The following is a 26,002-nucleotide window of genomic DNA, read 5'->3' on the forward strand; positions in this document are numbered from 1 at the left end:
CTATTTCATTGCGCTAGAGCCTAAGTCTGAGCTCGACGCGCACATGTTGCGCATGGTGCGTTTGACGTTCGGCGATCCGTATGTCTCGCCCACCCGAGACGAGCAGGGTATGTTCTACGCACAAGCAGCAGCACTCCGGTCGCTTGACCTTTCTAGGCAGGTGGGAGCGGCCATCATCACACGCGATGGAGATCTCCTCACAACCGGATGCAATGAAGTACCCAAGTTTGGCGGTGGCTTGTACTGGGGCGAGGACACGTTCAAGGCGCGAGACTTTGAGTTAGGCCATGACTCGAACGTGAGGATCAAGGCCGAAATCCTCGAGGACGTCTTCGCTCGTCTTCGGCATCCTTCCGAACACGAAGATGCCGCCGCAGAAGACTCTAGCGATTCTGAGGAGGTGCCGCCATGGCTTTCGGAGTCGTCACTCAAACTCAGTGATAGGGCGCTCGCTCAGGAGGCTCTGTTTGGTAAGAAGCCGTTCATGAACGCGTCATTGCTGTTCGACGTCATAGAGTTCGGACGCGCGGTGCATGCAGAAGCATCTGCCATCACCGAAGCTGCACGTCGGGGTGTTAGTACATCCGGCTCGAGACTTTTCTGCACGACGTTTCCGTGCCACATCTGCGCTAGACACATCGTGGCCGCCGGCATAGACGATGTAGTGTTTGTTGAACCCTACGAAAAAAGCCGCACGGCGGACCTGTATTCGGACTCTGTCAGCATCGAGCCAACTGATGCGACGCCCAATAAGGCAAACTTCAGGGCATTCGTTGGCGTAGCTCCACGGCGTTACATGGAGTCCTTTCAGCTCACTGGAGACCGCAAGAAGAAGGACGGCAGAGTGCTGGACATGGACGAGATCGCCGACAAACCCAAGACGAAGAGGATTGTTTTGACATATCTGTCGATTGAAGGTATTGTCATTCGGGACACAGAGCCTTCACCGGCGACCAGCGAGTCGCCCGATCACAAGGAGACGAAAGGTGAATGAACAGGCCATGAAGGCGTTCCTGAACCAGTTTGCCGCCTCCCGAAGTGACTTCGACAGTTGGCCGGCCTGGATGAAACAGTCCGCGAAAGTGGCCGGAGCTACGTTTCCTAAGGCTCATCCAGCTCAAGACAGAGCATCACCAGCGGAGCAACCGCTGAACGAACCACCTAAAGAGAAATGAAGAAAGCGCCCCGAGGGCGCTTTCTTCATGGACAACGAGGCGAATTACTTCGCCACCACCCGCACCATCTCCAGGCACTTGTTGGAGTAGCCCCACTCGTTGTCGTACCAGGCCACCAGCTTGACGAAGGTGGAGTCCAGCGCGATGCCGGCGTCGGCGTCGAAGATGGAGGTGCGCGGGTCGGTGCGGAAGTCGGTCGCGACGACCTTGTCTTCCGTGTAACCCAGGATGCCCTTGAGCGCGCCTTCGCTCTGCGCCTTCATCTCGGCGCAGATCTCTTCATAGGTCGCGGGCTTGTTCAGTTCCACCGTCAGGTCCACCACCGACACGTCGGAGGTCGGCACGCGGAAGGACATGCCCGTGAGCTTCTTGTTCAGCTCGGGGATCACCTTGCCCACGGCCTTGGCGGCGCCGGTGGAGGAGGGGATGATGTTCTCCAGGATGCCGCGGCCGCCGCGCCAGTCCTTGTTGGACGGGCCGTCGACGGTCTTCTGCGTCGCGGTGGCGGCGTGCACCGTGGTCATCAGGCCGCGCTTGATGCCCCACTTGTCGTTGAGCACCTTGGCCACGGGCGCCAGGCAGTTGGTGGTGCAGGAGGCGTTGGAGATGATCGCCTCGCCCTTGTACTTCTGGTGGTTCACGCCGTAGACGAACATCGGCGTCTCGTCCTTGGACGGCGCCGACATGATCACCTTCTTGGCGCCGGCCTGGATGTGCTTCTGCGCGCCGTCGCCGGTGAGGAAGATGCCGGTGGACTCGATCACGACGTCGGCGCCGACCTCGCCCCACTTCAGGTTGGCGGGGTCCTTCTCCGCGGTCAGACGGATCTTCTTGCCGTTGACGATCAGCGTCGTGCCGTCGACGGCGACCGTGCCCTCGAAGCGGCCGTGCACCGAGTCGTACTGCAGCATGTAGGCCAGGTAGTCCGGCTCCAGCAGGTCGTTGATGCCGACGATCTCGATGTCGGAGAAGTTCTGCACCGCCGAGCGCAGCACGTTGCGGCCGATGCGGCCGAAGCCATTGATGCCAACCTTGATGCTCATTCCATTCACTCCTGATGAATCAAAAACCCCTGCCTGGCCCGCCTGGCGGGCCCTGCCCCGACTATGCCCCCGCCTGCGCCCTTTCGAGCACGGCGCGCACCGTGTCCGCGACGTTCTCCGGGGTAAAGCCGAAATGCTTGAACAGCGCCCCGGCCGGCGCGGATTCGCCGAAGGTGTCGATGCCGACCACGGCAGCGCAGCCGTATTTCCACCAGAAGTCGGTCACACCGGCCTCGACGGCGATGCGCGGAATGCCCTCGGGCAGCACGCTGCGCTTGTAGTCGCTGTCCTGGCGGTCGAAGGTCGTCGTGCTGGGCATGGAGACCACGCGCACGGCGATGGCGTCGCGCTGCAGCAGTTCCTGCGCCCTCAGCGCCAGTTGCACTTCCGAGCCGGTGGCGATGATCACCGCCTGCGCTTCGTCGCCGCCCACTTCGCTCGGCTCGGCCAGCACGTAGGCGCCGCGGCTGATCTCGTCGAGGCCGGCCTTGGGGGCGTAGGGCAGGTTCTGCCGCGACAGCAGCAGGGCCGTCGGGCGATTCGCGTTCTGCAGCGCCACGGCCCAGGCCACCGCCGTCTCGGCCGTGTCCCCGGGACGCCAGACGTCCAGCTGCGGGATCAGGCGCAGGCTGGCCGCATGCTCGATCGACTGGTGCGTCGGGCCGTCCTCGCCCAAACCGATGGAATCGTGGGTGAAGACGTGGATCACGCGCCGCTTCATCAGCGCCGCCATGCGGATCGCGTTGCGGCTGTAGTCACTGAAGGTCAGGAAGGTGCCGCCGTAGGGGATGTAGCCACCGTGCAGCGCGATGCCGTTCATGATCGCGGCCATGCCGAATTCGCGCACGCCGTAGTTGATGTGGCGGCCGATGCGTTGAGCGTCGGGCGTCGGGCGTTGGGCGTCATCACCCTGAACGCTCGACGCTGAACGCACAACGTCCCCGGCCTGGTCGAAGCGCAGCGGCGGCGTGCTCTTCGTGTTGGTGAGGTTGGAGCCGGTCAGGTCGGCCGAGCCACCGAGCATCTCGGGCAGGGCTGCGGTGAACGCTTCCAGCGCGATCTGCGAGGCCTTGCGCGAAGCGACCGTCTCCGCCTTGGTGTGCGCCGCGATGGCCGTATCGACTGCGACCTGGGCGAAGTCCTTCGGCAGCTCGCCCTTCATGCGGCGCGCGAATTCCGCCGCCAGTTCGGGGTGCTCCGCGGCATACGCATCGAAGCGCTTGTTCCAATCGCTTTCGAGCTCGTCGCCCTTCGCCTTCGCGTCCCACTCCTCGTACACCGCCGGCGGCAGCTCGAAGGGCACGTGCTCCCAGCCCAGTGCCGTGCGCGTGAGCGCCACTTCCTCGGCGCCGAGCGGCTCGCCGTGCGCCTTGGCGGTGTTGGCGCGGTTGGGCGAGCCTTTGCCGATGTGCGTCTTGCAGACGACGATCGTCGGCTTCTCGGCGCTGTGCTTCGCATCGGCGATCGCCCGGTCCACGGCCTCGACGTCATGGCCGTCGATGGGGCCGATCACGTTCCAGCCGTAGGCCTTGAAGCGGCCCGGCACGTCGTCGATGTACCAGGGCGTCACCTGGCCATCGATGGAGATGCCGTTGTCGTCGTAGAGGGCGACCAGCTTGTTCAGCTTCCAGGCGCCGGCCAGTGCGCAGGCCTCGTGGCTGATGCCTTCCATCAGGCAGCCGTCGCCCAGGAACACGTAGGTGTGGTGGTCGACGATCGCGTGGCCTTCGCGATTGAATTCGGTGGCCAGCAGCTTCTCGGCCAGCGCCATGCCCACGGCATTGGTCAGGCCCTGCCCCAGCGGGCCGGTGGTGGTTTCGATGCCGGGCGTCACGTCCACTTCGGGGTGGCCGGGGGTCTTGCTGTGCAACTGGCGAAAGCCCTTCAGCTCGCCGATCGGCAGGTCATAGCCGCTCAGGTGCAGCAGCGCGTAGACCAGCATCGACGCGTGGCCGTTGGACAGCACGAAGCGGTCGCGGTCGGCCCAGTGGGGATTCTTCGGGTTGTGCCGCAGGTGGCGGTGCCAGAGGGCGACGGCGATGTCCGCCATCCCCATGGGCGCGCCCGGGTGTCCGGAGTTCGCTTGTTGCACGGCGTCCATGGCCAACGCGCGGATCGCGTTCGCCATCAGGGAATCGTTGGCCATTCGGAAGGGAGGTAGGGGGAAACCCGGCATTTTAGATGACCGGGCCTGCGGCCCATGACCTCGGCGCTGGCGCGCAGCGCCGCGGTCATGCCGGCGCAGCCGGCGTCATTTGTCATACTGGGGCCATGAAGGGCCTGCACCTCACCGCCGATCTGTACCGCTGCCGCTGCGAGCCCGCGTGGCTCACGGATGCCGCGCGCCTGGGCGACTGGTGCCTGGCCGCGATCGCTTCGGTCGGCCTCGTGCCGGTGCAGCACATGTTCCACACCTTCCCCCGCACGGGCGATGGACCCGGCCGCGTGAGCGTGACGGTGCTGCTGGCCGAGTCGCATGTGTGCCTGCACACCTGGCCGCAGGAACGCTCGGTGACCTGCGACGTCTTCGTCTGCGACGTGGGCGGCGACCTGTCGGCCCAGGCGCGCGGGCTGATGACGGCGCTGGTGGAGCGCTTCCAGCCGGAATGGACCGAGCAGCGCTCGCTGGATCGCGGCGAGGAGGCCTGACGCCATGAGCATCGCGCAGGCCATGATCCTGGCCGCCGGCCGCGGCGAACGCATGCGGCCGCTGACCGACACCTGCCCCAAGCCGCTGCTGCGCCTGAAGGGCAGGCCGCTGATGGAATACCACCTGGAGGCCTTCGGCCGCGGCGGCTTCCGCGACGTGGTGGTCAACACCGCCTGGCTGGGCGAGCAGATCGAGGACCACTTCGGCCACGAGACGGCCGACGGCGTGCGCATCAGGTACTCGCACGAGGGCAGGGATTTCGGCGGCGCGCTGGAGACGGCGGGCGGCATCGCGCGCGCGCTGCCCTTGCTGGCGGACGTGTTCTGGATCGTCGCCGGCGACGTCTACATGCCGGAATTCCTGTTCACGCGCGCCGCCCACGACCAGTTCGCGGCCAGCGGGAAGCTCGCGCACCTGTTCCTGGTGGCGAATCCGCCGCACAACGTGAAGGGCGATTTCGGCCTGTCGGCGGATGGCCTCGCGCTCAATGGACCGGAGGGTCGCCACACGTATTCGACCACGGCGTTGTACCGGCGCGAATTCTTCGCCGGGTTGCCGGCGGGCAATCCGCAAGGGCAGAAGCTGGCGCTGGCGCCGATGCTGCGGGCGGCGATCGATCGCGGTGAAGTCAGCGCGGAGCTGTACCACGGTCCGTGGACGGACGTGGGCACCCCGGAGCGCCTGGCTGCATTGAATTCGTAGGCTGGCGGTGACCGCGCGCAAAGAGCGCCGGGAACCCCAGCGCTTCGCGCATCGCTGGGGTTGCGCTGTCGCTCCACCACCAGCCTACCCTCCGCCGCCAGCCTCCGCACCAGCAGGCCTCCCCGCACGGCGCGCCCGCCAAACGGAGAGAATGCCTCCATGAACACCAGCGTCCCCACCTCGGTCTACGCCCAGCGCCGCGCCCGCATGGCCCAGCAGCTGGGGAGCAACGGCATCGCCATCGTTCCCACTGCACCCGAGCGCCAGCGCAACCGCGACTCGGACTTCCTGTTCCGGCACGACAGCTACTTCTACTACCTCACCGGCTTCACCGAGCCGCATGCGTGGCTGGTCGTGACGAGCGACGGCCAGAGCACCCTGTTCTGCCAGCCCAAGGACCTGGAACGCGAGATCTGGGACGGCTATCGCCTGGGGCCGGAAGCGGCCGCCGGCGCACTCGGCGTGCAGGCCGCCTACCCGGTCGGCGACCTCGACCAGCAGCTGCCCAGGCTGCTGGAAAACCGCGAGGTGGTCTGGTTCCCGTTCGCGATCCACGAGGGGCTGGAGCAGCGCGTGGCCGGCTGGCTCAACCAGGTGCGCGCCCGCGTGCGCTACGGCGCAATGTGCCCGGAACAGCAGCGCGACCTGTGCGCGGTGCTCGACGAGATGCGCCTGGTGAAGGACGCGCACGAGCAGGACATCATGCGGCGCGCCGCCGCCATCAGCGCCCGCGCCCACGTGCGGGCGATGCAGACCTGTGCCGCGATGCTGCGCGCGGGCAAGGACGTGCGCGAGTACCACCTCGACGCGGAGCTGATGCATGAATTCCGCATGGGCGGTTCGCAGTACCCGGCCTACAGCTCCATCGTGGCCGCCGGCGCCAACGCCTGCGTGCTGCACTACCGCGCCGACGTCGCGCCGGTGCGCGCCGGCGAGCTGGTGCTGATCGACGCCGGCTGCGAGCTCGATGGCTACGCCAGCGACATCACGCGCACCTTCCCCGCCGACGGAAGATTCACGGGCCCGCAGCGCGCCCTCTACGACCTCGTGCTGGCCTCGCAGGAGGCCGCCGCCGCGGTGACCCGGCCGGGCGCCCGCTTCACCGACCCGCACGAGGCGGCGGTCAAGGTGCTGGCGCAAGGCATGCTCGATGTCGGCCTCCTGGACAAGGACAAGGTGGGCACGCTCGACGACGTGATCGAGAAGCGCGCGTATTTCCCCTTCTACATGCACCGCACCGGCCACTGGCTGGGGATGGACGTGCACGATGCCGGCAGCTATGTCGAGCCCGGCGAAGTCGGCCAGGTCAGCGAGCGGAAGGACCCGCTGTCCGGCGAGACCATCAAGAACCGCCCGAGCCGCATCCTGCAGCCGGGCATGGTGCTCACGATCGAGCCGGGCATCTACGTGCGGCCGGGCGAGGGCGTGCCGGAGCACTTCCACAACATCGGCATCCGCATCGAGGACGACGCGATCGTCACGGCGCAGGGCTGCGAGCTGATCACGCGCGGCGTGCCGGTCAAGGCCGATGAGCTGGAAGCCTTGATGCGGGACTGAACTTCCGCCCCCGCTGGGGGTCCTACTCCGCCCCCATGCAAGAACCAGCCAACTACCTCGAGGAAGACACCCCCGGCGGCGTGCCGGTGAAGATGTGGACGCGCGGCGTGCCGGTGGAGGACGAGGCGAAGCGCCAGCTGCAGAACGCGGCCCGGCTGCCGGTCGTCTTCAAGCACATCGCCGCCATGCCGGACGTGCACTTCGGGATCGGCGCCACCGTCGGCTCCGTCATCCCCACCTTCCGCGCCATCATCCCCGCCGCCGTCGGCGTGGACATCGGCTGCGGGATGATCGCCTGCAAGACCACGCTCACGGCGCAGGACCTGCCGGACAACCTGGCGCCGCTGCGTTCCGCCATCGAGCGCGCGGTGCCGCACGGGCGGGCGCCGGGCGCGCGCGACCCCGGCTCCTGGCAGAAGACGCCGGGCGCGGTCGACACCGCGTGGGGGCAGCTGGAGCCCGAGTTCGAGCAGCTGTGCCGCGACTATCCCAAGCTCGAGAAGACCAACCACCACAAGCACCTCGGCACCCTGGGCGGCGGCAACCACTTCATCGAGGTCTGCCTCGACGAGGAAGGCTTCGTCTGGTTCATGCTGCACTCGGGTTCGCGCGGCGTCGGCAATGCGATCGGCACGATGTTCATCGAGCTGGCGAAGCAGGACGCGATGCGCAACAACGTGCACCTGCCGGACCGCGACCTGGCGTACTTCGAGGAAGGCTCGCGCTACTTCGGCGACTACGTGCGCGCCGTCGGTTGGGCGCAGAAGTTCGCGCGCCTGAATCGCGAGGTGATGATGCGGCGCGTGACCGAGGCGGCCAGGACGGTGATCCGCAAGAACTTCCAGGCCCACATCGAGGCGGTGAACTGCCACCACAACTACGTGCAGAAGGAGACGCACTTCGGCCAGGACGTGTACGTCACTCGCAAGGGCGCGGTCAGTGCGAAGAAGGGCGAGCTGGGGATCATTCCCGGCAGCATGGGCGCGCGCAGCTACATCGTGCGCGGCAAGGGCAACCCGGAGAGCTTCGCCTCCTGCTCGCACGGCGCCGGCCGCACCATGAGCCGCGGCGACGCCAAGCGCCGCTTCACCCTCGAAGACCACCGCCGCGCGACCGCCGGCGTCGAATGCCGCAAGGACAAGGACGTGATCGACGAGACCCCGGCCGCCTACAAGGACATCGACAAGGTCATGCAGGCGCAGCAGGACCTGGTGGAGGTGGTGCACACCTTGAAGCAGGTCGTGTGCGTGAAGGGGTGAGGGATAAAGACGGACAACCGAACGCAAAAGCCGCAAAGGTTACGCAAAAGCCGCGAAAAAGACCTTTATAAAATGGATGCCCTTTCGCGGTCTTTGCGTACTTTTGCGGCTTTTGCGTTCGGTTGTCCGCTTTCCTCACGACGACAGCCGCCGCACCGTCTCCCCCGCCGCGAACAGCACCAGGCCGATCGCCCCGCCGACGAGCGTGCCGTTGACGCGGATCTTCTGCAGTTGCGGGCCGATGCTCAGCTCGATCTGCGAGGCCATCTCGCGCGCGTCCCATTGCCGCACCGTGTCGCGGATGTGGCTCGTGAGATAGGCGGAAAAGTCCGGTGCCGCGCTGCGCGCCGCCGCCTCGAGCTGGTCGTTCAGCGTGCGCCGCAGGTCCGCATCGCCGGCCAGCTCGCGTCCCAGCCAGCTGCCCGCGGCGACCAGCTTGCGGTGCAGCGGCGAGTCCTCGCTCTCCACGTTGCGGTGGATCCATTCCGAGACCGTGCGCCACAGCTGCGACGCATAGCGACCCAGGTCGTCGTCATTGAGAAGGTAGGCCTTGATCTGCTCCGACTTCTCGTGCATCACGGGATCGGTCTTCAGCCGCGCGATCAGCTGCGCCGCATGCAGGTCGAAGGCCACGCGCAGGCTGTGCGCGGGATCCGTGCGCACCTCCTCCAGGTAGCGACCGAGCTGGCGCGCCACCAGTTCGCTGCCCTTCTCCCCCAGCCACTCGGTGGGCAGCACGAGCTGCTTGCGGTAGTGCTCGGTCCGCAGCCACAGGACGATCTTGTACGCGATCGCATCGCGCGTGCGCTGCGCCGCCAGCAGCCGCAGCAGGCGCGCGATCAGCTGGTCCAGCAGCTGCTGGTGGCGGCCGTTGGCAGTGAGGGTGTCCAGCACCTCGCCGGCCGATCGCGACAGGTCCGCGTTCGCCAGCAGGGTACGCGCGGCGTCCTTCAGCAGCTGCTGCACGCGCTCCTCCTCCACCAGGTGCAGCGAGCCGGCCACGCACTTGACGAGGAAGCCGCCGAGGCGCCGCGTGTTCTGCTCCTGCGACAGCCACCCGCCCAGCGCCGCGGCCAGGTCGTGCCGGCGCATCAGCGCCGCCAGCGAGTCGACGTCCAGGAACTTGTCCTGCACGAACGCCGCGAGCTGGTCGCCGATCTCGTCCTTCTTGCGCGCGATCACGTCGGTGTCGCGCCCGATGATGGGCACCGGCAGCGGCCGGAACAGCGCCGAGACCGCGAACCAGTCGGCCAGGCCGCCGACGATGGCGGCCTCGCTGGTGGTGCGCAGTCCGTCGGCGAACAGGCCGGGCGGCATCACCAGGCTCAGGACCAGCGCACAGCCCATCATGCCCAGGAGCATCAGCGCGTTGGCCTTGGCGTGCGCGAGCTGGGCGTGCTGGTCGGCGGCGCGCGGCGCCGAGCGCAGCGCGACCAGCACCAGCAGCGTGGCGATGCCCGTGAGCGCGGCGAGCGAGACGAGCGTGGAGGACTGCATGCGCCGGATCAGACCAGGTTGCGCAGCTCCCGCAGGGCGACCGACAGCATCGCGAGGTCGCCCGTGCCCGTGTCCTTGAGTTCCTGCAGCAGCCGCTGCGCCCGCTCCAGCGCCTGGCGGTTGCCCTGCTCCCAGCGATCGAGCACCGTGCGGGCGTCGCCGTCCTGGTGCAGCACCGCCTGCTGCGCGATGGAGCGCTGCAGGTCGGTCAGGTCGTCGCTGAGGGCGATCTTCGCCAGGCTGTGCCAGAAGCTGTCGGCCGGCAACTGCTCGATCTGCTGCTGCATGCGCGCCAGGCCCAAGCGCTCGCCGACGCCAGCGTGAACCTGCGCGGTGAGCTCCAGCGGCTTGTGGCTGGCTTCGGCGATCTCCGCGATGTCGAGCGCGTGGAACACCGCCTGCGCGCCGTCCACCTGCATCGCCAGCGCCGCCGGCACGCCCGCCCCGGTCCAGCGGGCCGCCCGCGGCGACGCGGGCGCGCCGGCTTCCATGTGCGAGTGCAGCGCCTGCACGGCGGGCGCGAAGCGCGCCACCTGCTGCTGCGTCGGCTCGAACAGGCGCCGGGAGCGCAGGAACCAGGTGGTCGCTCGCGCGACCAGCCCGCGCAGCGTGATCACCATGTCGGCCTGGACCTCGTCCGGCACGAGGGTGTCCAGCGCCTCGATCTGCTGCCACAGCGGCACCAGCCCGAACACCTCGCGGCTGGCCAGGTAGGCGCGCACCACCTGCGGCGGCGTCGCGCCGGTGATCTCGCCCAGCCGGTGCACGAAGGTCGGCCCCACGCGGTTCACCATGCTGTTCAGGACGTGCGTGGCGATGATCTCGCGCCGCAGCGGATGGCGCGGGATGACTTCGGCGAACTTCTCCTTCAGCTGGGTCGGGAAGTAGCGTTCCAGTGCGGTGGCGATCCACGGATCTTCCGGCAGGTCGGAGGCGATCAGTTCGTCGTTGAGCCACATCTTGCTGTACGCGAGCAGCACTGCCTGTTCCGGGCTGGTGAGCCCCAGGCCCCTGGCCCTGCGGTCGGCGATCTCCTCGTCGCTGGGGAGGAACTCGATGGCGCGGTTCAATTCGCCCTTCTTCTCCAGGAAGCGGATGAAGCGCGCCTGTTCGTCGAGCTGGCGCTGGGCGAGCCGCCCGCCGATGGACAGCGCCTGGCTCTGGAAGTAGTTGTCGCGCAGCACCAGCGCCGCCACCTGCTCGGTCATCTGCGGCAGCAGGGAGTTGCGCTGCCGCTCGGTGAGCTCGCCGTCGCCCTGCGCGATCCCGAGCAGGATCTTGATGTTCACCTCGTGGTCGGAGGTGTCGACGCCGGCGGAGTTGTCGATCGCGTCGGTGTTGATCTTCACGCCCTGCAGCGCCGCTTCGATGCGACCGCGCTGGGTGAAGCCCAGGTTGCCGCCTTCGGCGACGACGCGGCAGCGCAGCTCGCCGCCGTTGATGCGCACGGCGTCGTTGGCGCGGTCGCCGACGTCGGCGTGCGTTTCGGACGCGGCCTTCACGTAGGTGCCGATGCCGCCGTTGTAGAACAGGTCCACCGGCGCCTTCAGGATCGCCGTGATCAGTTCGGCCGGCGTCAGCGACTCCGCCTCGATGGCCAGCACGCGCCGGGCCTGCGGCGAGATCGCGACCGATTTCTCCGAGCGCGCCCAGACGCCGCCGCCCTTGGAGATCAGCTTGGCGTCGTAGTCCGCCCAGGAGGAGCGGGGCAGCTTGAACAGCCGTTCGCGCTCGGCGAACGAAGCCTGCGGATCCGGTTCCGGGTCGATGAAGATGTGCCGGTGGTCGAAGGCGGCGAGCAGGCGGATGTGCTGCGACAGCAGCATGCCGTTGCCGAACACGTCGCCGGACATGTCGCCGATGCCGATCACCGTGAAGTCGGTGGACTGCGTGTCCAGGCCCAGCTCGCGGAAGTGGCGCTTGACGCTTTCCCAAGCGCCGCGCGCCGTGATGCCCATCTCCTTGTGGTCGTAGCCCTGGCTGCCGCCGGAGGCGAAGGCGTCGCCCAGCCAGTGGCCGTACTCCGCGCTGACGGCGTTGGCGTGGTCGGAGAAGGTCGCCGTGCCCTTGTCGGCCGCGACCACGAGATACGGATCGTCGCCGTCGATGCGCAGCACCTGCGGCGGCGGCACCGTCTTGCCGGCCACCAGGTTGTCCGTCAGGTCCAGCAGGCCGCGCAGGTAATCCTGGTAGCAGGCCACGCCTTCCTTCATGAAGGCCTCGCGCTCGCTCGCCGGAGGCGCCTTCTTCAGCACGAAGCCGCCCTTGGAGCCCACCGGCACGATGACGGTGTTCTTCACCATCTGCGCCTTCACCAGCCCCAGCACCTCGGTGCGGAAGTCGTCCGGCCGGTCGGACCAGCGCAGTCCGCCGCGCGCGACCTTGCCGCCGCGCAGGTGGATGCCCTCGAAGCGCGGCGAATAGACCCAGATCTCGTACAGCGGGCGCGGCTCGGGCAGCCCCGGCACCTTGCTGGAATCGAGCTTGAGGCTCAGGAAGGGCCGGCGCGGCCCCGGTGCGCCGCTGGCGCCGACGCCGGTGCGCCAGTAGTTGGTGCGCAGCGTGGCCTGGATCAGCGCCAGCAACTGCCGCAGCACGCGGTCTTCCGAGAGGTTGCTGACCTTGTCGAGCGCCTGGTTCAGCGCGTTCACCTGCGACGCCGCGCCCTGCTCGTCGTGCCCCGTGGGATCGAAGCGCAGGCGGAACAGCGACACCAGCATGCGTGCGATGCGCGGATGCGCCGCCAGCGTGGCGGTGATGGTCGCCTGCGACTGCGCGAAGCCGACCTGCTTGAGGTACTTGGCATAGGCGCGCAGCACCACGACCTCTTCGGCCGAGAGCGCCGCCAGCAGCACCAGGCGATTGAAGTCGTCGTTCTCGACTTCGCCGGCGAACACGCGCGCGAACGCGTCCTCGAACAGGCGAGCCAGCGCCTGCGGATCGATCTCCTCGTTCGGCTGCGCCTGCAGCGCGAAGTCGTGCAGCCAGACGGGCTGCGTGTGCTCGCCGTCCTGGATGCGGTGGTTGTCCTCCGCCAGCACGCGCACGCCCATGTGCTCCAGCATGGGCAGGCTGTCGGACAGGATCACCGGCGCGCCGAGGCGGTACACCTTCAGCCCCAGGCGGCCATCGGCGGCACCCAGCGGCCAGTACAGCGCCAGCGCGAAGGGCGCCTCGGGCGTGAGCGCCGCGATCTTGCGGATGTCGTGCACCGCGGCGCGGCCGGCCACGTGCTCGCGGTACGAGAGCGGGAAGGCGGGCGACCAGCGCCGCTCCAGCGCCAGCCCCACGGCCTCGCCCTCGCTTTCCACCAGCGCCTCGCGCAGTTCGTCTTCCCAGCGCCGCGCCGCCGCCGCCAGCTTGCGTTCCAGCTCCTTGCGGTCGAAGGCGGGGACGGGATGCGGCGCGATGCGCACGTTGAAGTGGATGCGCGCGAGCTGCATGCCTGACAGCAGCACGTCGAAGTCGATGTGCGTTCCGTTCAGCTCCTTGAGCAGGATCTTCTGGAACTTCAGGCGCAGCTGGGTCGAGAAGGCCTCGCGCGGCACGTAGACCAGGCAGGAGACGAAGCGGTCGAACGGGTCCTTCCACGTGAACAGGCGCAGCCGGTGCCGCTCGCCGACGGCGAGGATGCCCAGCACGATGTCGTACAGCTCGCCCTCGGGGATCTGGAACAGGTCGTCGCGCGGGAAGGTCTCCAGCGTGTGCTGCAGCGCTTTGGCCAGGTGGCCGGCGGGCGCGAAGCCGGCGCGCTGCGCCACCGCTTCGACCTTGCGGCGCAACAGGGGGGTTTCCGTCACGCGCGCCGAATACATCGTGGCGGTGAACAGGCCGATGAAGCGGTGCTCGCCGGTCACCCGCCCCTGCGCGTCGAAGCGCTTGACGCCCAGGTAGTCGGTGTAGCCGTCGCGGTGCACGGTGGAGCGCGTGTTCGCCTTGGTGATGACCAGCACCGGCGAAGGCGTCCGGGCCAGCGCGCGCGCCGCCGGCGGCAGCGCCGCGAAACTGGCCGAGGGCTCGGCGCCGGCGCTCTCGCGCAGCACGCCCAGCGCGCTGCCGGGCACCAGCTTCAGCGCCAGGCCGCCGCCCTCCTCCACCAGGTCGTGCTGGCGGTAGCCGAGCAGCGTGAAGTGGCCGTCCGCCAGCCAGTCGAGGAAAGCGCGGCTTTCGGCGGCTTCCTCCGGGTTCACGCCGGGCGGCACCTGCGCGAGCTCGCTGCTCGCGGCGCGCAGCTGCTGGAGCATCGGTTTCCAGTCGGTGACTGCCACCCGCACGTCGGCCAGCACCCGCTCGATGCCGCGGCACAGCGCCGCGCGCTGCTCCGCATCGACCAGCCGGTCCACCTCGATGTACATCCACGATTCGCGCGGCAGTTCCGGCGTGGCGCCGCGCGGCGCTATGGATTGCAGCAGGCCCGTGGCGTCGCGCTGCACGGCGTAGATGGGATGCACCAGCAGGTGCAGGGCCAGGCCCTGGCGGTGGATCTCCATCGAGACCGAATCCACCAGGAAGGGCATGTCGTCGTTGACGATCTCCACCACGGTGTGGCGCGAGCCCCAGCCGTCCTCGCCGGGCGTCGGGCTGAGCACGCGCACCTTGGGCACGCCGGGCTTGCGCTGGGCGCCGAACTGCCAGTGCGACAGCAGCGCGCCGAGCAGGTCCTCCGGCGTGCGCTCCTCCAAGTCCTCGATGTCGACCTGCTGGAAGTACTCGTGGGCGAAGCCGTCGAGCGTGCGGGCGGCGGGAGCGGCCTGGCGCGCGCTGGCCAGCGCCAGCACGGCGGCAAGCTGTTCCTCGCGCCTGGTTTCCTGAGTGGCAGCCATGTTCTGTTTCTCCTGTGGCCGCATCCACTGTAGGCGCGAGCACCCCGGCAGCGCCAATGTGGATGTGTCGCCCCTTGATGCGAATCATGCATACCGGGGCGCCGCGCGGGGGGCGAGTGTGGCGCGGCAGACGACATATGTCCGAGTACGCAGCTCTGCGTACTAGGGTTTTCCCCGGCAGCGGGTACTACAATCTCAGGCCTTCCATCGAACGACAAGCGCGGGCGCCGCTTTTCCGTGTCCGCGCCCAGGAGACCCGATCCCATGCCCACCGACACCCCGGCCAGCCCGGACAAACGCGCCGAACTGCGCCTGGCCGCCCTCGAGTACCACGAGCACCCCACCCCCGGGAAGGTGCAGATCGCGGCCACCAAGCAGTTGATCAACCAGCACGACCTGGCGCTGGCCTACTCGCCCGGCGTGGCCGCGCCCTGCGAGGAGATCGTCAAGGACCCGACGAACGCGTTCAAGTACACCAGCCGCGGCAACCTGGTGGCGGTGATCACCAACGGCACCGCCGTCCTGGGCCTGGGTGACATCGGTCCGCTGGCGGCCAAGCCGGTGATGGAAGGCAAGGGCGTCCTGTTCAAGAAGTTCGCCGGCATCGACGTGTTCGACATCGAGATCGCCGAGAAGGACAACCTCGACAAGCTGGTCGACGTGATCGCGGCGCTGGAGCCCACCTTCGGCGGCGTGAACCTCGAGGACATCAAGGCGCCGGACTGCTTCTACGTCGAGCGCAAGCTGCGCGAGCGCATGAAGATCCCGGTCTTCCACGACGACCAGCACGGCACCGCCATCACCGTGGCCGCGGCGATCCTGAACGGCCTGAAGGTCGTCGGCAAGGACCTGAAGACCGTCAAGCTGGTGACCTCGGGCGCCGGCGCCGCCGCGCTCGCCTGCCTCGGCCTGCTGCTCAAGCTGGGGCTGCCGCGCGAGAACATCTACGTGACCGACCTGGCCGGCGTGGTCTGGAAGGGTCGCAAGGAACTGATGGACCCGGACAAGGAGCAGTTCGCGCAGGAGACCTCCGCGCGCACGCTCCTGGACGTGATCAAGGACGCCGACGTGTTCCTCGGCCTGTCCGCCGGCGGCGTGCTCAAGCCGGAGATGGTCAAGCAGATGGCGGCGCACCCGCTGATCCTGGCGCTGGCCAACCCGAATCCGGAAATCAGCCCCGAGGATGCGAAGGCGGCGCGGCCCGACTGCATCATGGCCACCGGCCGCACCGACTACCCGAACCAGGTCAACAACGTCCTGGTGTTCCCGTACATCTTCCGCGGCGCCCTCGACTCGGGCGCGACGACGATCACGCTGGAGATGGAGATCGCCGCCGTGTACGCGCTGGCCGAACTGGCGCAGGCGGAGCAGAGCGAGGTGGTGGCGGCCGCGTACACCGGCCAGCAGCTGACCTTCGGGCCCGAGTACCTCATTCCCAAGCCCTTCGATCCGCGGCTGATGCTGAAGATCGCGCCGGCGGTGGCCAAGGCCGCGGCGGACAGCGGCGTGGCGCTGCGGCCGATCGCCGACATGGACGCCTACCGCGAGAAGCTGCAGACCTTCGTCTATGCCTCCGGCACCACGATGAAGCCGATCTTCGCGCTGGCCCGCTCGGCACCGAAGAAGCGCGTGTGCTTCGCCGAGGGCGAGGAAGAGCGCGTGCTGCGCGCCTGCCAGGTGCTGGTGGACGAGCACGTCGCGCGCCCGACGCTGATCGGCCGGCCGGAGATCATCCAGCAGCGCATCGAGAAGTTCGGCCTGCGCCTGCAGCAGGGCACCGACTACGACGTGGTGAACACCGACTTCGACGAGCGCTACCGCGACTTCTGGCAGACCTACCACCGGATGACCGAGCGCAAGGGCATCACGGCGCAGATGGCCAAGATCGAGATGCGCCGGCGCCTGACGCTGATCGGCTCGATGATGCTGCAGAAGGACCACGTCGACGGCCTGATCTGCGGCACCTGGGGCACCACCGACCTGCACCTGCGCTACATCGACCAGGTGATCGGCAAGCGCGCCGGGGTGAAGAACTACGCCGCCATGAACGGCCTGATGCTGCCGGACCGCCAGATCTTCCTGGTCGACACCCACGTCAACTACGACCCGACGGCCGAGCAGCTGGCGGAGATCACCCAGATGGCCGCCGAGGAGATGCTGCGCTTCGGCCTGAAGCCGAAGGTCGCGCTGCTGTCGCATTCGAATTTCGGCAGCAGCAACCAGCCGAGCGCGGTCAAGATGCGCGACACGCTGGCGCTGCTGCGCGAGCAGGCGCCCTGGATGGAAGTCGACGGCGAGATGCACGGCGACATCGCGCTGGACGCCCGCGGCCGCGAGCGCCTGATGCCGCACAGCACCTTGTCGGGCGAGGCGAACCTGCTGGTGCTCCCCAACATCGATGCAGCCAATATTTCTTACAACCTGCTCAAGACCGCGGCGGGCGGCAACATCGCCATCGGCCCGGTGCTGCTCGGGGCCGCCAAGCCGGTGCACATCCTGACAGCGAGCACCACGGTGCGCCGCATCGTGAACATGGCGGCTCTCACCGTCGCCGACGCCAACGCGGCCCGTTAAGCGGTCGCGCGACAGCAGGCGCTAACTTTTCAGCGCGCGCCTGCGCCCCCATTCCCCCACCGCCGCTGCCCAAACTTTGGGCAGCGGCTTGCTTTTGGGGAGGACATGCGTCACACTACCGGCCTTGTTGTTCCGGGTTTACCCGGATGGAATGAAGTCTCGGTACCGAAAGGTACCGGGTGGCGTTCGCAGACCTTGATCTCTCCGGAAAGTCCGTTGGTAGCCCGATTCGCGACAGCCCGGCTGGCATTCACCAGCTGCCTGCTCGGCGTCGCGCTCACAGTGTTTTCCCAGGCTCACGCCTGGAGCTGGAAAGACGGAAACGCCCAGGCGCAAGCGGCGACGGTGCATGTCACCCAGCTGCCCCGCCAGGGCCGGGAGACGTATGAACTGATCCGCCAGGGCGGACCGTTCCCCTACGACAAGGATGGCGCGGTGTTCGGCAACCGGGAGCGGCAGCTTCCGGCCGAGAGACGCGGGTATTACCGCGAGTACACCGTCGGCACGCCAGGATCCCGCGACCGGGGCGCCCGGCGCATCGTGTGCGGAGGCCCGCCCCGGGCGCCGCACGCCTGTTATTACACCGCTGACCATTACGCGAGCTTTCGCAGGATCGTGGAAGACGCGAGATGAGGCGGGAAGAAATCTTGACTACAGAGAAAGACACGGAGATGGACCAGCCACTTCGTACCGATATTTCCGAAACGCCCCTCAAGGGTGTGCGCAGCAACATCGTGCAGTCGATCCGCGCCTTCCGCGTGCAGGACCTGCAGGAAACGGCGACGCAACTGGGCCATCACTTCCTGTACGCCAATCTGGCCACCGCCCAGAGCAAGCAGGACGTGCTGGACATGATCGCCCAGCAGTTCACCTTCCCGCCGCACTTCGGGAAGAACTTCGATGCGCTGTACGACTGCATGACCGACCCGTTGCACAAATCGGGCCCGCAGCCTGGCTTCATCGTGGTGCTGGAACACATCCCGGCCAACGGCAAGTTCGACAAGGAAGCGCGCGAGCAGCTGCTCGACATCTTCCGTGACACGGCCGACTACTGGGCCGACCGCAAGGTGCCCTTCCGCTGCTTCTACTCCTTCTCCGTGGCGCGCTCGGCCCAGGGCCAGGCCGCCAACGAAGGCCACGCCGAAGCGGTGCAGCCGCCGGCGGTGGATGGCGGCGAGAAGATGCCGACGGACAAGCTGCTGGACGTGTCGCCGCTGGCCCTGCGCATGAGCAGCCCGTTCAACGCGGGGTATTGGCTGGCGGCGGCGTAAGCTGCGGCAGGGGCGATTCGGCGCGCAAGCGCTGCGCGGGAGCGTTGTTCCCGGCGATAGCCGTCGTTTCCGGCGAGAGCCGTCATTCCCGCGCAGGCGGGAACCCAGTGAAATCCCCGCGTCGCGGGGATTTTCTTTAGGGAGCCCTGGATTCCCGCCTTCGCGGGAATGACGCCGGGGGGGCCAGCGACGGCCCCGCTACCACCCCGCATTGTCCCGGCTCACCGCCACCGCGAGCTCGAGGTACTCCGCCACCGGCACCTGCTCCGCGCGCCGCTGCACGTCGAAGTTGCCGCCGTAGCCTTTCTGCTCCAGCCAATGGCCCAGCGTGTGCCGCAGCAGCTTCCTGCGCTGCGAGAAGGAGACCTGCACCAGTTCCGACAGCAGGCCCTCGTCGACCACCACCGGATGCTCGCGCGGCACCATGCGCACGACGGCGCTGTCCACCTTGGGCGGGGGCTCGAAGGCCTCGGGCGGCACGAACAGCACGTTCTCCATCGCATAGCGCCACTGCAGCATCACCGACAGGCGCCCGTAATCCGCGGTCGACGGCGCCGCCACCATCCGGTCGACCACTTCCTTTTGCAGCATGAAGTGCTGGTCGGCCACGCGGTCGACGGACTGCAGCAGATGGAACAGGATCGGCGTCGAGATGTTGTAGGGCAGGTTGCCCACCACGCGCAGCCGGGGCACGCCCTGTTCCTCGGCCACCGCACGGAAATCGACCTTCAGCACGTCGGCCTGGATCACCCGCAGGTGCGGGTGCTCGCGCAGCCGCACGGCCAGGTCGCGATCGAGCTCGACCACCGTCAGCGCGCCGATGCGCTCCACCAGCGGCTGCGTGAGCGCCGCCAGGCCGGGGCCGATCTCCACCATCGCATCGCCCGGCCGCGGATCGATCTCGCTCACGATGGCGTCGATCACGCCGGCATCGGCCAGGAAGTGCTGGCCGAAGCGCTTGCGGGCGACGTGCTTCATGGGAGGATGAGCGTTCGGCGTTGAGCGTTGAGGGTGGCGGTCAGGCATGCACGCTGAACGCCCGACGCTGAACGCCTGACCTCACTGCGGCGGCTCGCGGTACTCCACGTACGCCCGCCCGCGCACCTCCTGCGCCCAGCGCACGTAGGCTTCGTCGAGCTTGCGTTCGCGCACCAGGTTGCGCACCACCTCGCGCTGTTCGCGCGGACCCAGCTTGGAGTCGCGCCGCTCGAGCAGCTGGATCAGGTGCACGCCGAAGCGGGAGACGATCGGGTCGGCGATCTGCCCGGGCTGCAGCGCGTTGATCGCTTCCTCGAATTCGGGCACGAACATCCCCGGGCTGGACCAGCCCAGGTCGCCGCCGCTGCGGGCGCTGGCGTCCTGCGAGTTCTCGCGCGCCAGCTGCGCGAAGTCGGCCTGGCCCGCTTCGACGCGCTTCTTGAACTCGGCCAGCTTCTGCCGCGCCGCCGCTTCCGACAGCTGCGCGGAGGGGCGCAGCAGGATGTGGCGGGCGTGGCTCTGCGTGACGGTGACGCCCGCGCTGCCCAGCCGGCGCTTTTCCAGCACCTTGACGATGTGGAAGCCGGCCGCGGAGCGCATCACGTCGGTCACGCCACCGGTCTGCAGGTCGCGGGTAGCGTCGACGAACAGGGGCGGCAGGCGATCGGCCGTGCGCACGCCGATCACGCCGCTGTTCTGCGCCGCACCGGCGGCGTCGGAGTTCTCGCGCGCGAGGCGGGAGAAGTCCTCGCCGGCGCGGGCCCGTTGCAGCAGCTGGCGCGCCTTGGCCTCGGCCTGCGCGACCTGCGCCGGCGTCGCGTTCTCCGGCACCGCCACCAGGATGTGGGCGAGGTTGAGTTCCGTCAGCGCCGGGTCGGCGGTGGCGCCCTGCTCCTGGTCGCGCAGGTATTGCTCCACGTCGAGGTCCGTCACCTTGACCCGCTGCTCCAGCTCGCGATCGCGCAGGCGCTGCAGCAGGATCTGGTTGCGCAGGTCGTCGCGGAACTGGGCCACGTCGATGCCGTCGGTCTGCATGCGGCGACGCAGTTCGGCCACGCCGATGCCGTTCTGGCGCGCGATGTTCTGCTCCGCCTGGTCCACCAGGCCCTCGTCGACGCGCACGCCGGTCTCGCGCGCCACCTGCAGCTGCGCCTTCTCGGTGATCAGGCGCTCCAGCACCTCGCGCGCGAGCTGCCCGCGCGGCGGCAGCGCCGAGCCCTGCTGCGCCAGCTGCTGCTCGTAGCGCAGCATGCGCGTGCGCACCTCGTTGTTGGTGATCGGCTCCGAGTTCACCACGGCGACGATGTAGTCGGCGGCGCGCGGGCCGCTGTCGGGGGCGGCACGGCCGGTGCCCAGTTGCGGCGTCGCGCGCAGGCCTTGCGCGGCCGCGGGCAGGCCGGCGGCCAGTGCCGCGGCCGCGAGGGCCAGGGCCAGGAAACGGGAGGTCATCTGCGTACTCTAGTCGTAGTTGCTGAACCGGCTCGGCGCCACGGAGCGCTCGCGCAGGTACTGGTAACGGGGGATATTTTCCTTGAGGGCCTGCAGCGCGTTGGAACCGAGCCGGCTGAAGCCCACGAACTCCAGCTGGAACAGGATGCGCTTGTTGGAGCTGTTGGTGCCGGCCTGCAGCCGCTCGACCACGATGCGCCCGAGCCAGCAGCCGGCGTCGTACTCCAGGCCCAGCACGCCGTCGACGATGCGCTTGTCCTTCAGGCTCACGTTCATGCGCCCGACGCTGTACCAGCGGCCTTCGCCCTCGCCCAGGCCCGGGCCGAGGTTGCGGCCCTTGTCGCCCCACAGGTCGTTGAGCGGCCACTGCCAGCCGATGTCGATCTGCTCGGAGCCTTCCTGCCCGGGGATCGTGGCCCGCTGCAGCCGGTAGGCGGCCGAGACCACGCGGTAGTTGCCGGGGCTGTAGCGCACGCCGAGCGTCTCGCGGATCGACTCGCGCGTCTTCGGGTTGAACTGGATCGTCGTGTCGGCGCTCCACTGCGGCACCAGGTTGATCGAGGCGCCGAACAGGATGTCCGACAGGCGCTCGCTCACCGGCGTGCCACCGGGCAGGGTGACGCGCTGGTCCTGGAAGCGCAGGCGCTGCGCCACGGCGAAGCGCGCCGCCTCGGCGCCGGTGTCGGGGTCGAGCAGGCGGGTGGCCGCACCGAGCGTCAGCAGGTTGTTGTCCGCGATGCGGTCGTTGCCGCCGAAGGCGTTCTCCGTGTAGACGGTCGCGAAGTTGAAGTCGTTCAGGCCCGAGTCGTAGTTGGGCAGCCGGTTCTGGTCGCGAAACGGCGTGTAGACGTAGAAGGCGCGCGGCTCCAGCGTCTGCACGAAGCGCCGCCCGAACAGGGTGGTGGCGCGCTCGAACACCAGGCCCGAGTCCAGGCTCAGGGTCGGGACCGTGACGGTGGCGCTTTCCTGCCCGAACTGGGTGCTGCGGTCGAAGTTGTAGTGGCGGGTATGCACCTGCGCCTTGGGCACGACGAACCAGCCGGGCGCCTGCCAGGGGCGGCTCACCTGCAGCAGCGCGAAGCTGCGGTGCGCGTTCGGCTGCGTCACTTCCGGCGTCGTCGGGAACAGCGCCCGCAGGCCGTCGCCGATGGAGTGCGTGAAGTGCGTGTAGTCGGCTTCGGCGTAGGTCTCCACGCCACCGGGCAGGTTGGCGCGGGTCTGGCGCGCGGTGAACTGCGGCGAGCGGTTGTACGGCGGGATGATCGCCGTGGAGGTGTCCGTCAGGTCCTGCAGCGTCTGCCAGCGCAGCATGCGCGCCGTCAGGCTCACGTCGCTCCAGCTCCAGTTCAGGATGGCGTCGTTGCTCAGCAGGCGCTGCGTGAGCGAGGCGGAATTGCGCGAGAAGTCGCGCCAGTAGTCGTCGTCGCTGACGCGATTCAGGTTCAGCGACAGCGACGACACGCCCAGGCCGGGCAGGCGCAGGGCCGATTGCGAATGCTGCGCCGTAAAGCCCCAGCGGTCTTTGTCACGCAGGCGGTCGCCGGCCAGGTAGTTGCCGCGCAGCAGGCCGTTGTAGGTCGGCTCCAGGTAGCGGAACTCGGCACCGAGGTCGACGCCCCGCTTGGACATCAGCGTGGGATAGAGCGTCGCGTCGCGGTTGGGCGCGATGTTCCAGTAATAGGGCAGCGTGAGCTCCACGCCGCTCTTGTTGTCGATGCCGAAGGTGGGCGGCAGCACGCCGCTCTTGCGCCCGTCGCCCAGCGGGAAGCTCAGCGAAGGCACCGGCAGGATCGGCAGGCCCATGAAGCTCAGGACCGCGTTCTTCGCCTGGCCGACCTCCTCTTCCTGGTCCAGGCTGATGGAGGCGGCGCGCAGGATCCAGTCCGGCATCCAGCTCGGGCCCGGCTTGCGCTGGCAGGTGGTGTAGGTGGCGTTGCGGATCACCGCATGCTTGTCGTCGACGAAGTCGATGCGATCGGCCTGGCCGTAGGCGTCGTTGCGCAGGAAGCGGTAGCGCGGCTCGTTGAAGAAGCCCTCGAAGGCGTCGACCTTCAACTCCAGCAGCGGGCCTTCGAAGATGTTGCCGGCCTTGTTGATGTGCACGTTGCCGCTGGCCCGCGCGAGGTCGTCGGGCTGCGTGTACTCGATGCGCCTGGCGCGGATCACCGTGTCGCCGCGGCGCAGTTCGGCGTCGCCCTCGACGATGGTCTCCAGGTCGGGGCGGCCGCGCACCTCGTCGCCTTCGACGAAGGTGGGCAGTTGCGCGCGCACCGCCGCCGGGATGTCTTCGCGCAGCCGCGGCGTGGGTTTCAGTTGCGGCGCGTCGGCGCTCTCGCCCTGCGCCTGGGAGGCGAACGGCTGCAGCAGGCCGATCGCGACCAGCGCCACCGGGCTCAGCGCGAAACGCGCGACGCAAGCCTTGTTCTTGGGGTGATGCATCAGGGGTGGGAAGCCAGCCGCCGGCTGGCCGGCGCGCCACGTTGGATTTGTAGAATCGATTATCCATGAGCGATTCCGCGCCCACCCCTTCCGCCGTCGCCTGGAGCGACCCCCGCCGCGAAGCCGCCTTCCATGGCTGGCTGGCGCGCGTCGCCGCAACCCACGGGCTGCAGCCCGCCAGCCTGCGCCCCGCCTCGGCGGACGCGAGTTTCCGCCGCTACCTGCGCCTGGACGGTGCCGGTCGCAGCTTCATCGTGATGGACGCGCCGCCCGAGCGCGAGGACTGCGCTCCTTTTGTAAAGATTGCGCAACTGATGGCCGAAGCCGGCCTGTACGTTCCGCGCGTGCTCGAATGGGATGCGCCGCTGGGCTTCATGCTGCTGGACGACCTGGGCACGCAGACCATGATCGAGGTGGTGGATGCGGCCGACCCGCAGGCCAACCTGCCGCTGTACCAGCGCGCCATCGACGCGCTGATCGCCTGGCAGCTCGCCTCGAAACCCGGCGTGCTGCCGCCCTACGACGAGGCGCTGCTGGCGCGCGAGCTGGCGCTCTTTCCCGACTGGTACCTGCAGCAGCACCGCAAGGTGGAGCTCACCCCGGCGCAGCGCGCCACGCTGGAGGCGCAGTTCCGCCTCATCATGCAGCACAACCTGGCGGCGCCCAGCGTCTACGTGCACCGCGACTTCATGCCGCGCAACCTGATGATGCCGCGCGATGCGGCCGAACCGCGGCTGGGCGTGCTCGACTTCCAGGACGCGGTGTACGGCCCGGTCACCTACGACATCGCCTGCCTGATGCGCGATGCCTTCCTGAGCTGGGACGAGGAGTTCGTGCTCGATGTCACCGTGCGCTACTGGGAGAAGGCGCGCAAGGCCGGCCTGCCGGTGGGCGAGGACTTCGGCGAGTTCTACCGCGGCGTCGAGTGGATGGGCCTGCAGCGGCACCTGAAGGTGGCCGGCATCTTCGCGCGCCTCACGTTGCGCGACGGCAAGCCGAAGTACCTGGCCGACGCGCCGCGCTTCATCGCCTACATCCGCGCGACCACCGGCCGCTACCGCGAACTGGCGCCGCTGGCGCGCCTGGTCGACGAGGTGGAAGGCAGCGACGCCGTGAGCGGCTACGCCTTCGGCCGGATCTAGCGGCGTGCCCCGCCTGTACTGCGCCGAGCCGCTGGCCAGCGGCGCGCGCCTGGCGCTGCCCGCCGGCGCGGCGCGCCACGTGCAGGTGCTGCGCTTGCAGCCCGGCACCGCGCTGACGCTGTTCGACGGCCGCGGCGGCGAGTACGAGGCCGTGGTCACGCACATGGGGCGCAGCGAGGTGCGCGTGGAGGTGGGCGCGCATCGCGCGATCGAATGCGAGCCGGCGCTCGCGGTGCACCTGGCCGTCGGCATGCCGGCCAACGAGCGCATGGACTGGCTGGTGGAGAAGGCCACCGAGCTGGGCGTGGCCTCGATCCAGCCCTTGCTGGCCGAGCGCAGCGTGCTGCGGCTGGCCGGCGAACGGGCGCAGAAGAAGCAGGCGCACTGGCAAGGGGTGGCGATCGCGGCCTGCGAGCAGTGCGGGCGCAATCGCGTGCCGCTGGTGCATGCGGTGCAGCCGCTGCAGGGATGGCTGGCGGCGGCGGATGCCGGACTCGTGCTGTCGCTGCGCCCGGGCACGCAGGCGATCGGCGCCGCTGCCGCAGCGCTGACGCAGCTGACGCTCCTCAGCGGCCCGGAAGGCGGGCTGGCGCCGGCGGAAGAGGAGGCTGCGCTGGCGCGCGGCTGGCGCGCGGTGCAGCTCGGGCCCCGGGTGCTGCGAGCCGAGACGGCGCCGATCGCGGCGCTGGCGGTGTTGACGTCGAGCGCGTCCTGAGCGCTGGGGTTCGCGCTTCGCGGCTCACCGCCAGCCTACAAGGGGCAACGGTGGTGAGCCGCACGTACGCGCAGGCGAAGCCGCCTGCCGCCAACGGCAACGGCCGTCATTCCAGCGAAGGGGGGAATCCAGGGCTCCCGATGGGTAGGCGCCGCGCGCGCGTCCTGGATCCCCGCCTGCGCGGGGATGACGGAACCGCGCCGCTCAATCCACCAGCGCCGCCGCCAGCAAGGCTCCCACCGCCGCCGGAATCCCGTACCGCTCCCAGTTGGACACCGCCGTGCTGGCGATCACTTCCACCGGCACCGTCGTGCGTTCCAGCACCCGGTTGACGACGCAGTCTTCGACCAGCCGCACCAGCGAGTCCTTGCGGGCGGTTCCCATCAGGATGCGGTCGCAGCGCAGGCGCTGCGCGAACTCGGTGATGCAGGCGGCGCTGTCGCCCACCGCGGTGTGCGCCGTGTAGGCCAGCCCCGCGCGGTCGAGCCGCTGGCGGCAGGGGCCCAGCGCCTCCCGCGCCTGCTCCCCGTAGAAGACGTGGCGCTCGCGCCGGGGAATGAAGCGGGCCACGTGCCAGCGCAAGGGCGTCTGCACGTTCAGCAGGTGAATCTCCGGCGGGGTGCCGCGCAGCGCCTGGCGCAGGACGTACCGGATCACGGCCTCGTCATGGGGCGAGCCGGCCACGGGAACGAGGATCTTCGGCATCTGGGCAGCATAGCGCGAAGGCA

Annotated in this window: 18 protein-coding genes and 1 pseudogene; 11 read left to right on the top strand and 8 right to left on the bottom strand. The window is 68.7% G+C overall.

Going from position 1 to position 26,002, the window contains the following annotated elements:
- Positions 1 to 43 precede the first annotated feature (43 nt).
- Both JI746_RS10690 and JI746_RS10695 read left to right on the top strand, forming a co-directional pair.
- On the top strand, positions 44 to 994 hold the full coding sequence (locus JI746_RS10690) for a deaminase (RefSeq protein ID WP_236599743.1): 951 nt from the start codon (positions 44 to 46) through the stop codon (positions 992 to 994).
- On the top strand, positions 987 to 1,175 hold the full coding sequence (locus JI746_RS10695) for a hypothetical protein (protein WP_201689311.1): 189 nt from the start codon (positions 987 to 989) through the stop codon (positions 1,173 to 1,175). The genes JI746_RS10690 and JI746_RS10695 overlap by 8 nt, the downstream gene beginning before the upstream one ends.
- Before the next feature lie 44 nt (positions 1,176 to 1,219).
- Here the strand turns inward: JI746_RS10695 and gap are convergent, their stop codons facing one another.
- Both gap and tkt read right to left on the bottom strand, forming a co-directional pair.
- Complete coding sequence (gap, locus tag JI746_RS10700) at positions 1,220 to 2,218, bottom strand: type I glyceraldehyde-3-phosphate dehydrogenase (RefSeq protein WP_201689317.1); 999 nt, start codon at positions 2,216 to 2,218, stop codon at positions 1,220 to 1,222.
- A gap of 61 nt (positions 2,219 to 2,279) precedes the next feature.
- Positions 2,280 to 4,364, bottom strand: coding sequence for a transketolase (gene tkt, locus JI746_RS10705; RefSeq protein WP_201689320.1), 2,085 nt, complete (start codon positions 4,362 to 4,364; stop codon positions 2,280 to 2,282).
- 125 nt (positions 4,365 to 4,489) lie between these two features.
- Here tkt and JI746_RS10710 point away from each other — a divergent pair, with 125 nt between their 5' ends.
- The 4 genes from JI746_RS10710 (at position 4,490) to JI746_RS10725 (ending at position 8,386) form a co-directional block, all read left to right on the top strand.
- Complete coding sequence (locus JI746_RS10710) at positions 4,490 to 4,867, top strand: S-adenosylmethionine decarboxylase family protein (protein ID WP_201689322.1); 378 nt, start codon at positions 4,490 to 4,492, stop codon at positions 4,865 to 4,867.
- A 4-nt stretch (positions 4,868 to 4,871) separates the two neighbouring features.
- On the top strand, positions 4,872 to 5,570 hold the full coding sequence (gene murU, locus JI746_RS10715; protein WP_236599744.1) for an N-acetylmuramate alpha-1-phosphate uridylyltransferase MurU: 699 nt from the start codon (positions 4,872 to 4,874) through the stop codon (positions 5,568 to 5,570).
- Between the two features lie 159 nt (positions 5,571 to 5,729).
- Positions 5,730 to 7,127 (top strand): aminopeptidase P N-terminal domain-containing protein, encoded by a 1,398-nt coding sequence (locus JI746_RS10720; RefSeq protein WP_201689324.1) that lies wholly within the window; start codon positions 5,730 to 5,732, stop codon positions 7,125 to 7,127.
- Positions 7,128 to 7,162: 35 nt separating this feature from the next.
- Positions 7,163 to 8,386 (top strand): RtcB family protein, encoded by a 1,224-nt coding sequence (locus tag JI746_RS10725; RefSeq protein WP_201689325.1) that lies wholly within the window; start codon positions 7,163 to 7,165, stop codon positions 8,384 to 8,386.
- 135 nt (positions 8,387 to 8,521) lie between these two features.
- Here JI746_RS10725 and JI746_RS10730 read toward each other — a convergent pair whose 3' ends face one another.
- Both JI746_RS10730 and JI746_RS10735 read right to left on the bottom strand, forming a co-directional pair.
- Complete coding sequence (locus JI746_RS10730; RefSeq protein ID WP_201689326.1) at positions 8,522 to 9,883, bottom strand: DUF445 domain-containing protein; 1,362 nt, start codon at positions 9,881 to 9,883, stop codon at positions 8,522 to 8,524.
- A gap of 8 nt (positions 9,884 to 9,891) precedes the next feature.
- Complete coding sequence (locus JI746_RS10735) at positions 9,892 to 14,706, bottom strand: NAD-glutamate dehydrogenase (RefSeq protein WP_201689327.1); 4,815 nt, start codon at positions 14,704 to 14,706, stop codon at positions 9,892 to 9,894.
- A gap of 264 nt (positions 14,707 to 14,970) precedes the next feature.
- Here JI746_RS10735 and JI746_RS10740 point away from each other — a divergent pair, with 264 nt between their 5' ends.
- From JI746_RS10740 to JI746_RS10750, 3 genes and pseudogenes are all read left to right on the top strand, one after another.
- Positions 14,971 to 17,280 (top strand): NADP-dependent malic enzyme, encoded by a 2,310-nt coding sequence (locus JI746_RS10740; protein WP_201689328.1) that lies wholly within the window; start codon positions 14,971 to 14,973, stop codon positions 17,278 to 17,280.
- 282 nt (positions 17,281 to 17,562) lie between these two features.
- On the top strand, positions 17,563 to 17,913 hold the full coding sequence (locus JI746_RS10745; protein WP_330892988.1) for a ribonuclease: 351 nt from the start codon (positions 17,563 to 17,565) through the stop codon (positions 17,911 to 17,913).
- Between the two features lie 38 nt (positions 17,914 to 17,951).
- A pseudogene (locus JI746_RS10750) lies at positions 17,952 to 18,374 on the top strand (barstar family protein); the annotation flags it as partial.
- Between the two features lie 375 nt (positions 18,375 to 18,749).
- Here the strand turns inward: JI746_RS10750 and rsmA are convergent.
- The 3 genes from rsmA to JI746_RS10765 all read right to left on the bottom strand — a co-directional run bounded on the left by rsmA (position 18,750) and on the right by JI746_RS10765 (position 23,417).
- Positions 18,750 to 19,529 (bottom strand): 16S rRNA (adenine(1518)-N(6)/adenine(1519)-N(6))-dimethyltransferase RsmA, encoded by a 780-nt coding sequence (rsmA, locus tag JI746_RS10755; protein WP_201689329.1) that lies wholly within the window; start codon positions 19,527 to 19,529, stop codon positions 18,750 to 18,752.
- A gap of 81 nt (positions 19,530 to 19,610) precedes the next feature.
- Positions 19,611 to 20,978 (bottom strand): peptidylprolyl isomerase, encoded by a 1,368-nt coding sequence (locus JI746_RS10760; RefSeq protein ID WP_201689330.1) that lies wholly within the window; start codon positions 20,976 to 20,978, stop codon positions 19,611 to 19,613.
- A gap of 9 nt (positions 20,979 to 20,987) precedes the next feature.
- Positions 20,988 to 23,417: an LPS-assembly protein LptD gene (locus JI746_RS10765; RefSeq protein ID WP_201689331.1), complete on the bottom strand. Its 2,430-nt coding sequence runs from the start codon at positions 23,415 to 23,417 to the stop codon at positions 20,988 to 20,990.
- 65 nt (positions 23,418 to 23,482) lie between these two features.
- Between JI746_RS10765 and JI746_RS10770 the strand changes: the two genes are divergently transcribed.
- Both JI746_RS10770 and JI746_RS10775 read left to right on the top strand, forming a co-directional pair.
- A complete protein-coding gene (locus tag JI746_RS10770) occupies positions 23,483 to 24,559 on the top strand; it encodes an aminoglycoside phosphotransferase family protein (protein ID WP_201689343.1) in 1,077 nt (358 codons plus the stop codon).
- A gap of 4 nt (positions 24,560 to 24,563) precedes the next feature.
- Entirely contained in the window at positions 24,564 to 25,274 is a 711-nt protein-coding gene (locus tag JI746_RS10775; protein ID WP_201689345.1) for a 16S rRNA (uracil(1498)-N(3))-methyltransferase, read from the top strand.
- A 204-nt stretch (positions 25,275 to 25,478) separates the two neighbouring features.
- On the opposite strand, the gene JI746_RS10780 is transcribed toward JI746_RS10775, so the two are convergent.
- Positions 25,479 to 25,979 (bottom strand): universal stress protein, encoded by a 501-nt coding sequence (locus JI746_RS10780; RefSeq protein ID WP_201689347.1) that lies wholly within the window; start codon positions 25,977 to 25,979, stop codon positions 25,479 to 25,481.
- Positions 25,980 to 26,002 lie beyond the last annotated feature (23 nt).

The sequence above is a fragment of the Ramlibacter alkalitolerans genome (assembly GCF_016722765.1).
Taxonomy (GTDB): Bacteria; Pseudomonadota; Gammaproteobacteria; order Burkholderiales; family Burkholderiaceae_C; genus Ramlibacter; species Ramlibacter alkalitolerans.

Coding starts and splice junctions, on each gene's coding strand:
- JI746_RS10720 (WP_201689324.1), top strand. CDS start 5,730: ATGAACACCAGCGTCCCCACCTCGGTCTACGCCCAGCGCCGCGCCCGC.
- JI746_RS10740 (WP_201689328.1), top strand. CDS start 14,971: ATGCCCACCGACACCCCGGCCAGCCCGGACAAACGCGCCGAACTGCGC.
- tkt (WP_201689320.1), bottom strand. CDS start 4,364: ATGGCCAACGATTCCCTGATGGCGAACGCGATCCGCGCGTTGGCCATG.
- JI746_RS10730 (WP_201689326.1), bottom strand. CDS start 9,883: ATGCAGTCCTCCACGCTCGTCTCGCTCGCCGCGCTCACGGGCATCGCC.
- JI746_RS10760 (WP_201689330.1), bottom strand. CDS start 20,978: ATGACCTCCCGTTTCCTGGCCCTGGCCCTCGCGGCCGCGGCACTGGCC.
- rsmA (WP_201689329.1), bottom strand. CDS start 19,529: ATGAAGCACGTCGCCCGCAAGCGCTTCGGCCAGCACTTCCTGGCCGAT.
- JI746_RS10765 (WP_201689331.1), bottom strand. CDS start 23,417: ATGCATCACCCCAAGAACAAGGCTTGCGTCGCGCGTTTCGCGCTGAGC.
- murU (WP_236599744.1), top strand. CDS start 4,872: ATGAGCATCGCGCAGGCCATGATCCTGGCCGCCGGCCGCGGCGAACGC.
- JI746_RS10770 (WP_201689343.1), top strand. CDS start 23,483: ATGAGCGATTCCGCGCCCACCCCTTCCGCCGTCGCCTGGAGCGACCCC.
- JI746_RS10725 (WP_201689325.1), top strand. CDS start 7,163: ATGCAAGAACCAGCCAACTACCTCGAGGAAGACACCCCCGGCGGCGTG.
- JI746_RS10735 (WP_201689327.1), bottom strand. CDS start 14,706: ATGGCTGCCACTCAGGAAACCAGGCGCGAGGAACAGCTTGCCGCCGTG.
- JI746_RS10710 (WP_201689322.1), top strand. CDS start 4,490: ATGAAGGGCCTGCACCTCACCGCCGATCTGTACCGCTGCCGCTGCGAG.
- JI746_RS10690 (WP_236599743.1), top strand. CDS start 44: ATGTTGCGCATGGTGCGTTTGACGTTCGGCGATCCGTATGTCTCGCCC.
- gap (WP_201689317.1), bottom strand. CDS start 2,218: ATGAGCATCAAGGTTGGCATCAATGGCTTCGGCCGCATCGGCCGCAAC.
- JI746_RS10780 (WP_201689347.1), bottom strand. CDS start 25,979: ATGCCGAAGATCCTCGTTCCCGTGGCCGGCTCGCCCCATGACGAGGCC.